Annotated in this window: 8 protein-coding genes and 1 tRNA gene; 6 read left to right on the forward strand and 3 right to left on the reverse strand. The window is 37.2% G+C overall.

Annotation, left to right across the window (positions count from 1 at the left end):
* Positions 1-28: 28 nt before the first annotated feature.
* On the reverse strand, positions 29-880 hold the full coding sequence (locus ACRD7B_RS06205) for a TraB/GumN family protein (protein ID WP_430823620.1): 852 nt from the start codon (positions 878-880) through the stop codon (positions 29-31).
* Positions 881-930: 50 nt separating this feature from the next.
* Here ACRD7B_RS06205 and ACRD7B_RS06210 point away from each other — a divergent pair, with 50 nt between their 5' ends.
* Positions 931-1,752 carry an MBL fold metallo-hydrolase gene (locus tag ACRD7B_RS06210; protein ID WP_430823621.1) on the forward strand — a complete coding sequence of 274 codons (822 nt, stop codon included), beginning with the start codon at positions 931-933 and terminating at the stop codon, positions 1,750-1,752.
* 75 nt (positions 1,753-1,827) lie between these two features.
* On the opposite strand, the gene ACRD7B_RS06215 is transcribed toward ACRD7B_RS06210, so the two are convergent.
* Together ACRD7B_RS06215 and recQ are read right to left on the reverse strand one after the other, a co-directional pair.
* On the reverse strand, positions 1,828-5,307 hold the full coding sequence (locus ACRD7B_RS06215; protein WP_430823622.1) for a PPi-type phosphoenolpyruvate carboxykinase family protein: 3,480 nt from the start codon (positions 5,305-5,307) through the stop codon (positions 1,828-1,830).
* Between the two features lie 425 nt (positions 5,308-5,732).
* Positions 5,733-7,910 carry a DNA helicase RecQ gene (gene recQ / locus ACRD7B_RS06220; RefSeq protein WP_430823623.1) on the reverse strand — a complete coding sequence of 726 codons (2,178 nt, stop codon included), beginning with the start codon at positions 7,908-7,910 and terminating at the stop codon, positions 5,733-5,735.
* Positions 7,911-8,434: 524 nt separating this feature from the next.
* On the opposite strand from recQ, the gene tatC reads away from it, so the two are divergent.
* From tatC to clpP, 5 genes are all read left to right on the forward strand, one after another.
* Positions 8,435-9,250 (forward strand): twin-arginine translocase subunit TatC, encoded by an 816-nt coding sequence (gene tatC / locus ACRD7B_RS06225; RefSeq protein WP_430823624.1) that lies wholly within the window; start codon positions 8,435-8,437, stop codon positions 9,248-9,250.
* A gap of 12 nt (positions 9,251-9,262) precedes the next feature.
* Positions 9,263-10,018 (forward strand): LPS export ABC transporter ATP-binding protein, encoded by a 756-nt coding sequence (gene lptB / locus ACRD7B_RS06230; RefSeq protein WP_430823625.1) that lies wholly within the window; start codon positions 9,263-9,265, stop codon positions 10,016-10,018.
* Positions 10,019-10,086: 68 nt separating this feature from the next.
* A tRNA-Leu gene (locus ACRD7B_RS06235) sits at positions 10,087-10,168 on the forward strand.
* 145 nt (positions 10,169-10,313) lie between these two features.
* Complete coding sequence (gene tig / locus ACRD7B_RS06240; protein ID WP_430823626.1) at positions 10,314-11,675, forward strand: trigger factor; 1,362 nt, start codon at positions 10,314-10,316, stop codon at positions 11,673-11,675.
* A gap of 63 nt (positions 11,676-11,738) precedes the next feature.
* Positions 11,739-12,416 carry an ATP-dependent Clp endopeptidase proteolytic subunit ClpP gene (clpP, locus tag ACRD7B_RS06245; RefSeq protein WP_430823627.1) on the forward strand — a complete coding sequence of 226 codons (678 nt, stop codon included), beginning with the start codon at positions 11,739-11,741 and terminating at the stop codon, positions 12,414-12,416.
* Positions 12,417-12,453 lie beyond the last annotated feature (37 nt).

Raw genomic sequence — 12,453 nt, forward strand, 5'->3', positions numbered from 1 at the left:
GGGGCGCCCCTCCCTTCTTTATATCTTCTTATTTTACTGCTTCAACCGTATAACCTTCTTTCTTAAGAAGCTTGATTAGTCCTTTTTCGCCACCTAGATGTCCTGCGCCAACAGCGATAAAACAAGCTTGCTTCGTCATGTGTGATTCTAGAACCGGAATCCATTTGATATTTCTGTTATCCAACAAGAATTCGGCAAACTCTTCCATATCATCTTGCTGCATGATAAATTCGTAAAGCTTATCTGTGTCTTGTTCTTTATAGGTCTCAACCATTTTTGTGAATAGAGCTTTATTCTTCTCAATACTATTAATAGTTTCTGTTAATAGTTCGAGCTGTTCTTCATAGCTAACATTGTCAAACATCGCCAACTGCTCTTCTACAGTTTCCAAACCAGCAATAGGCAATTGTTTTGCTTTGGCCAGCTCCATTATTTTAGCTTCGTATTGCGCTGGCTGCTTACACTCAAGGCATAATTGAATTGATAATATAGTTGATAGCGCCCATGGTTTTAGTATGCCCATCTGATCAATGCCTACTCCCATGGTTTGTTTTAATGCTTCATCAACAGCTTTCAAGTCTTCTACTGACAGATCACCTTTAATATTTTTCATATTTGGATTCATCATACCCGCCTGCATTTTCTGCATTAAAGTAGGATCTGTCATGTCTATCTCTAGCAATACTTGTTGGCAATGCTCTAGCTTTGGCTGTAGGGTCTCTGGCAAGAAGAAATCATCGGGACAAATTACATGGATGGTTCCAAAAAGATAAGACGGTGTTTCGAGGCTATTCCCTGAGATTTTCCACAATAAGGAGTTTTGTGCAAAACTCAAGCTTATAAAAAGCATTAAAAAGCTGGATAGTACTAATTTCTTCATAATTTAGGTTTTTTATTGGTAGTAAATGTAAGGAACTAAACGCAAATATTTTGGAGCTAATAACTTTAATAGAGAATAAAACCAGCGTTAATCATTTGAAATGTGAGCACGGACTCTCTTTTTATTTAAAGTTTAAGGATGTTATAATTTTGTTTGACCTTGGTCAGTCAGGCAAGTTTATTGCCAATGCTGAACAGTTGGGTATTGATTTAACAAAGGTGGATTATGTTGTTTTAAGCCATGGACACTATGATCATACCGGTGGGCTACCAGCTTTTTTTGAAATCAATATAAAGGCAAAGGTTTACTTGCATCGCGAAGCTTTAAAAGAGCGTTTTTCATGGTCGACACAAATGATTAAACCCAATCACATTGCCTGGCGAGATGATGTTGCTCTTTATAGCAATCGATTCATATTTGTTGATGAGCCATTGGAATTGGTGCCAGGTTTATGGCTATTAACCAATATTGGAAAGAGCAAAGGTATGCGATTAACAAATAAAAAGTTGATTGTAAGAAAAAACAATGTAAACGAGTGCGATCAGTTTGAAGATGAAATAGTGATTGTTGCAAAAGATAAGGATTTACCCGTTGTTTTGAATGGTTGTGCGCACCACGGTATTATTAATATTCTCAATGAAGTAAAAGCACAATTAGGTTTTGATCATTACCAGTTAATAGCAGGAGGTTTGCATCTCAATGGGCAAAGCGAGGAGACAATTCAGAAGGTAATCGACGAATTAAAACCTTTTTCTGTGGAGAAATGGGCCATTAATCACTGTACAGGAGAAAAAGCGGTGGAAGTATTTATCAATGCCTTTCCCAACAGAGTTGAATATTGTCATACGGGAATTAAACATGAACTGGATTAATCATCCGAATCTGAAATTAAGATACAAAAAAAGGGTTGCCAAACAGCAACCCTCTTTCTTTCAACAATTGTAATCTTATTTTGTATATACAACATCAGCACCAATGGTTCCTACCAAATCAGTAAGATAAGCATCTGACGAAGCATATTTCAATAGTTCTTTAGCTCTATCCAAACGCTTTTGAATATCAAGTTCAACCATTAATTGAGCATTATCAGGGTTAGAGATGAAGTTTTCTAAATAAGCAATCTGCTCACTGTGGAACTTCACGTCTTTCTGCTGCTTCAACTTCAAACGTACTTTGTACCAATCGCTATTGATTACATAATCACGCTCGAAATATTTACGCAAATCAGGGTGACTAATGTCTTTTCCTTCGTATTGGCCGTAAGCCATGATGTGAAGTAATATTTTCAATGGAGGAATAGCTCCATCCACACTATTATCTTCAAAATAGCTTAGTGCCACTTTCTTCTGCGCCTCAACAATATTAGCAATACCATCCACGTAGTCTTCCATGTTCTGAAGCTCAGGCTTCAACATGCGCTCATTAAATACAGCCAAAGGCTCATCAAATAAACGATTCATACAACGGAATGCGAAGTTTTCAGTGATACGGTAACCCAAACGACTAGCCAATACTTTTTCTCCATTGTGCTCAAAGTCTTCTAACTTCTCAAGCGATCCATTTTCGATCAATAACTTAGGATCTCTATCTTCTGGAACAAGACGTGACCAAATTTCAGGAATAAGAATCGAGATATCGTGGTCGAAACGATTCTCACCACCTACATAACCTGCAGCAGAACTAAAGCCTTGGTATTCGGTAATGATATATGATAAAAGAGCATTGTTTAAGTCAGTTGTTGGAACCAACATGTTAAAAGGCCCTTTTGTTAATGCACCCTCAGAACCAGCACCTGTTGTTGATGGCGATTTACCTGTTAAGCTACAAATAAAGTCCATGAATAACTCAGGAAGCTCTTGGTAATGAATTGGGTTGTAAACAGCTAATGGACGAATACCAGCTTTGCGATCAGCAGGGTTGTTTCTACGTCCTGGCAATACAGCATTTACCACATCAATTACTGGCTCATCGCTCTTGATCTTACGGTGAAGGCGTGTTCCTATTTTACCAACGTAACTTTCAAGAATTTCTTCTTTGAAGATATTACGCTCAAGGTAACGTGGATTATTTGTTGGAGTACCATCTACAACACGAGTGTGTGATGGAGCCGCAAAATAACCATCGTTTTCGCTACTAATTACCTTGTTTATAAGATCCTTAACTGGCTGCGTGTATTTATCGAAGTTGATAGCATCTTCGTATAACTCAATTGCATCCTGCTTCGTTAAAGGCTCATAGTTTGTTAAGAAAGTACCGTCAGTAACAAGATCTTTCTCTGCACCTTTATCATATCCACGAATAATTGCTTCATCAGGGCGTTGGAATAAGTGACTCTCGCAGTTAGTTACTACTTTGAAACTCTTATTCTTGTACTCAGTATTTAAATTACTAAGCTGACTTGCCGGCAATACAATCGAAGCTGAAATATCATCTTCCATCTGAATCTTCTGACTTGGAAGGAAATCAGAACGTAACTTGTGCATTAACCAGTTTCCATCTTCGTTAAATCCAATACGCACGTAACTTGCAGTTACTTTATTGTTTTTGTATTGAAGTGTAGTTCCTTCACGACCGTTGATAAATTCAACTGACATGTAGTCTTTCCAGTTTCCTTTTTCGTTTTCGTTGCGATATAAGCGCTTCACGAAAAGAACCAAAGAACGGATATGAGCTGGAATACCTTTTAGGAAAGTATTGTACTCGTCGCTATATGTTTCAGAAGGTGTTAATAACTTAACCGCAGAACCAAGCGTACGTTGTGGGCTTAGGAACGGACGAGATGGCTCAGCATCCGGGCGCACTTGCTTCCAACGATTCGAAAAATCATGGTTAATGATTTCATCAGCAGCTTTGAAGTCTTCTTCGAGATTCACAATCTGGAACGTACCATAGTTAATGGCATTTTGCATTGATTTTGAAATCTCAGACTTACCACCTCCCGAAACAGTACATGGTTTGTGACAGAATGTTCCTTCAGGTTGTGTATTTACAATACGCCACATTGGTTGAGTTGGGTGTTTCGCCAACTGGAACTTGTGACCTGATGGATGAATATAAATTGTTTCCGGAGATAACTTCAATTCATGATCCTTACCATCAATCGTCCATTTTACACGACTATTATCGATGTCGATATCAGCGTGCTCCTGTATGTAGGTGATATTAGGATATTTTTTATCTATCGCATATCCTTCTGGATACACAGTTACTCTATCCCCTAATAAGCTAACAGCCTCATCAAAAGTATATTTTTGGTCTAATTTTGCTGAGAAAATCTCACCAAATACATTGTCACTCATGATACCACGTGGGTATGCAATAGCGCCACCTGCATGCTCTTCTTCAACCAAACCAACCATGTTAGCCGAGTAGCTAATTTGTGTTTTGATCTCTTTCTTAGAGTAACCGTAGTAGTTATCACCAATTAAAGTAACAACAACTCCGTTTTCGTTACGACAAGTGATTTTGAAAGCACCTCCGTCGTTATAAAGTTCGTTAGCATCTTTCCAGCACATGCCATCTTTACGTTGACGCTCTGTTGCATCATCATAATGAGGAAGGCCAATGTCTTTTTTCTTAAGATGTATTAATTGCGGAGCAAGAATGATACAACCAGTTGTTCCGGTCCAATGCTCAATATCAAGAGCAGCATCATTTTTAGCTAAGTTGTGGTCGCCTGCATTGCCAAAAATATTTTCAACAAAATCAAGGTTACTTACAAGGCTACCTGGAGCAAAGAAACGAATCTCCATGCTTTTCTCAGAGATTACACCAGGAACTTCTGGGCAAACAACTGGGCGAAGTAATAAAGAAACCATTGTTTTAGCTTTCTCTTCTTGTGTAGAAGTGAAAGGCAAAATATTCATGCTCTCAGCTGGATTAACAGCTGCTTTTAACATGTGAGCAAAGGCAATTTTCGGTACTTCTTTTTTATCAAGAGGTACAGGTAATCCACCTTCTACAATATGAAATGTTCCCTTTGTTGTACGCTTATCATGAAGCGGGTTGTTTAATATACCTTGTTGCAAACGGTATGAACTTACAAGATCGCTCTTGAATTCATTAGCATCAGGTGGTAAACTTACCTCACGAGCTAAACCTTTTTGATTAAGTACAAATGTTTTATTTGGTAAGCGAAAGTTGGACTGGTCATAGTCAACATCACTTAGATAGTCATTCAAAAAGTTCTGGATTCGCGTATCAGCTGGAGATAGGTGATCGGAAAGTAAACGAGACTTCTCTTTGAAACTATTAATTAATCCTTCTGTTAAAGAAAGAAATTTAGAGTTAGAGTATTTTGTGTCAGCATCACTAGCATCATAATACAACGGTTGGCCGATAGACGCAAGTTGTAGGTTGATGTACTGGATCATGTCTTTTCGATCCTTCTTCTTAAGCTTTTGCTTTTTAAGTATGTCATTTTTCATTTTGGCACACATTTAAGTTATGAATGAGCGACAAATTTATACAATTACATCACCATTTAATAACATTTTAATAGTTTTTGTGTGTTAATAATTCTAAATTATTTCAATAAATAACAAAATTATAACATAATAATTGGCAGAAATAATCAAGTTGCGAATTCGAATATGAGGAAAGGTGAATGCATCGATTCTAAAAATATAAAAACTAAATACTTGTTAGAAAGCGAATAGTGAAAAGAAGATTAGTGATATGCCTCACTGCTTTAGATCTAATTGAAGCTTAATTGAAGAAAACACAACAATCAAATTAATATAAAAACAAGTATTTTATTTACGATTTAATAAATAAAGGCTTAAATAGTGTCGATTTGATAATCAAATAGTAAAATGAGGTACTGAAGGAGCCAATGACGACTCCTCAGTTATTAGTTACCTACTTCAGAAATAAACTTGATTCGAACCAATCTGATGTCTTCCTCAGAATACGTGTCCTCACCCAGCTCTTCCAATGCAGCCGATATATCATCTGTTTCGGCCTCTTCTTTGAAATAGTAGAAAATATCATCTCTAATATCTTCATCAATGACCTGATCGATGTAGTAATCGATATTGACACGTGTGCCAGAATAAACGATTGATTCAAGTTCTTTAATTAGGTCAAACATCTCGATACCTTTGGAATCGGCAACCTCATTAAGTGGCATCTGTCTGTCAATGCTCTGAATAATGCTAATTTTCAGTTTTGACTTATTAGCAATTGATTTAACAACCATGTCCATCGGACGATCAATCTCATTTTCTTCAACATGACGATTAATGAGCTTGATAAAATCCTTACCAAAACGATTTGCTTTACCTGTTCCTACTCCCGGTATGTTTTGTAATTCATCAATTGTAATTGGGTAGTAGGTCGACATAGCTTCAAGAGACGGATCCTGGAAAATAACAAATGGTGGTAAGTTAAGTTTCTTTGAAATGTTCTTTCTTAAATCCTTAAGCATTGAGAAAAGAGCCGTATCAACAGCTGCCGTTCCTCCATTGGAGGTTTCTTCCTCTATGGTATCAAAATCATGATCTTTCGACATCATGATTGATTCCGGACTTTTTATGAACTCGTGACCTTTGGTACTTATATGAAGCAAGCCATAGGTTTCAATATCTTTAATAATAAGGCCTCGAACCAAAGATTGACGAACAACTGCATTCCAGTGTTTTTCATCATATTCATCGCCCGATCCGAATAACTTATGATCGTTATGTTTGTAGGCTTTAATGGCAGTGTTTTTATTGCCAATTAAAATATTAATAATGTGATCAGACTTAAAACGTTCCTTAAATTCAAGAATAGTGTTGAGTATTTTTAATACGCTTTCTTTGGCTTCAAATTCCTCTTTCGGATTGACACAGTTATCACATGTTTCACAATCTTTTACGGTATACTTTTCACCAAAGTAATGAAGCAGTGTTTTTCGTCGACAAACCGAAGATTCGGCATACGAAACTGTCTCAAGCAATAGTTGTTTCCCTATTTCTTGTTCGGCAAGGGGTTTACCCTGCATAAATTTTTCAAGTTTCTGTATGTCTTTATAACTATAGAATGCTATGCATCTTCCTTCTCCTCCATCACGGCCAGCGCGGCCAGTTTCCTGATAATAACCTTCGAGGCTTTTTGGTATATCATAATGCATCACCACACGTACATCGGGCTTGTCAATACCCATTCCAAATGCAATGGTAGCAACAATAACATCCGTTTCTTCCATCAAGAATGCATCCTGATTTTTTGCTCGTGTACTAGCATCCATGCCGGCATGATAAGGCAATGCTTTTAAGCCGTTGACCACTAATGTTTCAGCTAGCTCTTCAACCTTTTTTCGACTCAGACAATAAATAATTGCCGATTTGCCTACGTAGTTCTTTAATATCTTAATTATCTCTTTTGAAGGATTCTGCTTCGGACGAATTTCGTAGAATAGATTGGGTCTGTTAAACGAGGCTTTAAATACCATGGCGTTCAACATACCAAGGTTTTTCTGAATGTCGTGCTGTACTTTCGGAGTTGCAGTGGCAGTCAAAGCAATCAATGGCGATTCGCCAATGTCGTTTATAATAGGTCTTATGCGGCGATATTCAGGTCTGAAATCATGCCCCCATTCCGATATACAATGGGCTTCATCTACTGCATAAAATGAAACTTCGATTTGCTTAAGAAACTCAATATTTTCTTCCTTAGTCAAAGATTCAGGAGCCACATATAAGAGCTTTGTCTTACCTGCCAGTATATCCTCTTTAACCTGAGCTATTGCTGTTTTGGTTAATGATGAATTTAAAAAATGAGCAATGCCATTATCTTCGCTAAAGTTGCGCATGGCATCTACTTGATTTTTCATTAATGCAATAAGTGGAGATATTACAATAGCAGTCCCCGGCAGTATTAGTGCTGGTAACTGGTAGCATAAAGATTTGCCTCCTCCTGTTGGCATCAAAACAAATGTATCGTTCCCGTTTAATACATTGTTAATGACTTCCTCTTGATTCCCCTTGAAGGTATCAAACCCAAAATGCTTTTTTAGATGAGCATTTAGATCAACCTGCTTTGCCATAACAATTTCCCAATTTCAAGATTTAATGCATTTATCTCTTAATGCATCAAAGCTGTTGTTATCCTCAATTCATGAATTCAACAAAAATAATTCATATCTGACGAAAAAACCTGACTCTTGTCATGTATATGAAAAATTCAACCGAATTTCAATGTTAAAAATTGTATTCAAGCATTATTAAATAATCGTGCTTGTATACAGTACTAATTGCCTGTATGCTGAGTCAAATGTGTTAAATAATCAACTTATTCGCCATTCAGCTACTTAATTGTGAAATTAAAACTATTCAGCAATTAGTTTACGAATGGTTGAAATAATTCTCAAAAAATGAGTTTCTCAATCCATTACTTTATGAAGTTATACAATATCTTTGTCATAACCAAGAAGTTTGTAAAACAGATTGTGTATGTTATATTCGCATAATACTGGGAGCAAAGCTTGGAGGAGCATGGTTTAATTATTTTTAACATTTAGTTTTTTTCCAATACTCTACTTTTGTTCGTTCATAGATTGATTTTGATTTTATGGGAGAAGATACAACAAATGAAATGTCTTTTTTAGATCACCTCGAAATATTAAGGTGGCATTTGGTTCGGGCTTTTGCAAGTGTTTTTGTGTTTGCCATCCTGGCTTTTGTATTTAAGGGATTTGTGTTTGACACTGTTATATTGGGGCCTTCAGGTAAGGATTTCTTCACAAATCGACTTTTGTGCGATTTAGCAAGTCGCTTGGATATGCCACTGCTTTGCATTAACCAAATTCCTTTGAGTGTTCAAAATATTAATATGTCGGGGCAGTTTACTACGCACATTTGGGTTTCGTTTGTGGCAGGAATTGTTGTGGCATTTCCCTATATATTCTGGGAATTCTGGCGTTTTGTAAAGCCGGCCTTGTATTCTAAAGAGGTCAATCATTCACGTGGAGCCATCTTTTTTGCATCAACCTTATTTACGGTGGGTATATTATTTGCTTATTATGTCATTTGTCCATTGTCGATTCATTTTTTAGGCACCTATCAGGTGAGTGAAGAAGTTGAGAACATTGTTAATTTGGGATCCTATATAAGTACGATCACATCAATCGTTTTGGCGGGTGGTATCATATTTGAATTGCCAATATTCATCTACTTTTTGGCTAAAGTTGGCTTGGTATCCTCCGGTTTCTTACGAAAATATCGAAAGCATTCAATCGTTGTTGCCTTGTTATTGGCGGCCGTAATTACACCTCCTGATGTTATCAGTCAGCTTCTGGTGTGCTTTCCTTTGGTTATTTTATACGAATCAGGAATTGTGATAGCGAGACGAATTGAAGCAAAGCGTGAAAAAGAAATGGCAGAATAATACTTGTTTATTATGGAAGAGAAACGATTAAGGCTACATACAGACAATTTAATTAAGAAATATAAAAGCCGAACGGTTGTTAAAGGTGTTTCGGTAGGAGTACAACAGGGCGAAATTGTTGGTTTGCTAGGTCCTAATGGCGCAGGAAAAACCACTACATTCTATATGACTGTAGGCTTAATAACCCCTAATAGTGGACGCATTTTCCTGGACGATGAGGAAATTACCAATGACCCGGTATATCGTCGTGCACAAAAGGGCGTGGGTTACTTGGCTCAGGAAGCAAGTGTGTTTCGCCAATTAAGTGTTGAGGATAATATTCGCTCGGTGCTAGAAATGACTAAGTTTTCAAAAGAGTATCAGAAAGAACGCTTGGAAGAGCTGCTGAATGAGTTTAGTTTAAATCACATTCGAAAAAGTTTGGGAATTCAACTGTCGGGAGGTGAGCGTCGACGAACTGAAATTGCCAGAGCTTTGGCCATCAATCCAAAGTTTATTTTATTGGATGAGCCCTTTGCTGGTGTTGACCCGATTGCGGTGAGAGATATTCAGGAAATTGTGGCCAAATTGAAGTTTAAAAACATTGGTATATTAATTACCGACCATAATGTGCACGAAACTTTAGCTATTTGCGATCGTGCATACCTTTTGTTTGAAGGTAAAATACTAAAGGCAGGAACTGCCGAAGAGCTTGCTATGGACGAAGATGTGAAGCGTCTATACCTTGGCGATGATTTCGAATTAAAGCGAAGAGATTTCGCTCAATAAAAATTTTTTCAAAAAAAGTTTCGCACTAATAAAAAAGATTTTATCTTTGCACCGCGAAACACGGAAATGCGGATGTGGCGTAATTGGTAGCCGCGCTAGACTTAGGATCTAGTGCCGAGAGGCGTGGGGGTTCGAGTCCCTTCATCCGCACACAAAAACCGCCTCAACTTTCGATTTATATCGTTGTTGAGGCGGTTTTTTAAATTTATAAAATAGTAACGTTAAATATTAATTTCTTCCCTCGGATACAAATTCGCTTTATAGAAGAGGATAGGTTCACTTTAAATCTAAGCAGATGAACATTTCAAAGGAAAACACTGACGCGTTAAACGCGGTTATCAAATTAACTGTTGAGAAAGAGGACTACACAAAAAGAGTGAACGATGTCTTGAATGATTATCGTAAGCGTGTGAATATGCCTGGTTTCCGCCCTGGTAAAGTACCAACTGGCGTGGTTAAAAAAATGTATGGTAAAGCGGTGTTGGCCGAAGAGATTAACAAGATAGTATCGGAGCAACTCCACCAATATATCACCGAGAATGAGCTTGACCTATTAGGTGAGCCTCTTCCATCGGAAACACAAGAAGTAATTGACTTTGATACAACAGAAGCATTTGATTTTGTTTTTGACGTAGCTCTTGCTCCTGAATTGGAGATTAAGTTGAGTAAACGTGAGAAATTACCTGTGTACTCTATTGAAATCACCGAAGAAATGGCTTCTCAGCAAGTTGATTCAATTGCTGGTCGTTTCGGAACAACTGAGCCAGTTGAAGCAGTTGGTGAGAAAGCAATGGTGAAAGGTCATTTTGCTCAGTTAAACGATAAAGCTGAATTATTGGAAGATGGCATTGCTGTAGAAGATGCTCTTATTTCGATTAACGTTGTTAAAGACGATGCTGAAAAAGCTAAGTTGATGGATTCGAAAGTTGGCGACGTGGTTGTATTCAACCCTAAGAAAGCTTTCCCAAATGAGACTGAGCTAACACATATGCTTAAAATCGAAAAGGAAGTAGCTGAAACATTAACTAGCGATTTCCAATTTACGATTGCAGAAATTACTGAATTTAAACAGCCTGAAATGAACCAAGAGCTTTTCGACAAAGCATTTGGCGAAGGTGAAGTTAAATCAGAAGAAGAATTTAAAGAAAAAGTAAAGGCTGACTTAGCTAATAGCTTAACAATGGAAACGGATTACCGTTTTACTATCGACGCTAAAGATAAGTTGATGGGTAAGGTTAATGTTGATTTCCCAGAGCCATTCTTGAAAAGATGGTTACTAGCTACAAATCGTGATAACGAAAAGTTAGACGAAACAACCATTGATGCTGAAATGCCTCGTTTCTTAGAAGATTTAAAATGGCAGTTGATTAAAAACAATTTAATTAAAGCCAACGAAATTAAAATTGAAGAAACTGATGTTATTGAGTATGCTAAAAAAGCAGCTCGTATGCAGTTCATGCAATATGGTTTGAACAATGTTCCTGATGAGCATTTAGAGAACTACGCTAAAGAAATGGTTCAGAAAGAAGACCAACGTCGTCAAATGGCTGAAGGAGCTATTAATGACAAGGTAATGGAACACATCAGAGGTGCTGTTAAAATCGAAGAAAAAGAAATCTCGAGAGATGATTTCAATAAATTATTCGAAAATAATTAGAACAGAGTCACCGATCAGGCTGTTTAATTACTAATTTAGCAAGGCAAATTAAAATTTTTGAAAATGATTGATCCAAAGGATTTCCAAAAATACGCAACCAAACATTTAGGCATAAACAGCTTGGTTCTTGACCAATATACATCCGTTACCAATAGCTATATATCGCCTACAATTATTGAGGAGCGTCAGTTAAATGTAGCAAGCATGGATGTGTTTTCACGTTTGATGATGGACCGTATCATCTTTTTAGGCTTGCCAATTGATGATTATGTAGCCAATGTTATACAGGCACAGTTACTTTATTTAGAGTCAGCTGATCCATCAAAGGATATATCTATTTATTTTAATTCACCAGGTGGATCTGTACATGCAGGTTTGGGTATTTATGATACCATGCAGTATATTTCGTCTGATGTGGCAACTATTTGTACAGGTATGGCCGCTTCGATGGGAGCCGTTCTTTTAACAGCAGGTACAAAGGGTAAACGTACGGCCTTAAAACATTCGCGTGTGATGATTCACCAGCCAATGGGTGGTGCTCAAGGACAAGCGTCGGATATTGAAATTACAGCACGTGAGATTATGAAGTTGAAGAAAGAACTTTATAACATCATTGCTGAACATTCGGGCAATACATATAAAAAAGTAGAGAAAGATTCTGATCGTGATTATTGGATGACCGCGCAAGAAGCCAAAGATTATGGTATGATTGATGAGGTATTAGTGCGTAATTCAAAATAATTTTTGATAAAAATATTGCGATGCAGAATCAAGCTTA

Source organism: Carboxylicivirga fragile (assembly GCF_050589805.1).
In the GTDB taxonomy this organism is placed as follows: Bacteria; Bacteroidota; Bacteroidia; order Bacteroidales; family Marinilabiliaceae; genus Carboxylicivirga; species Carboxylicivirga fragile.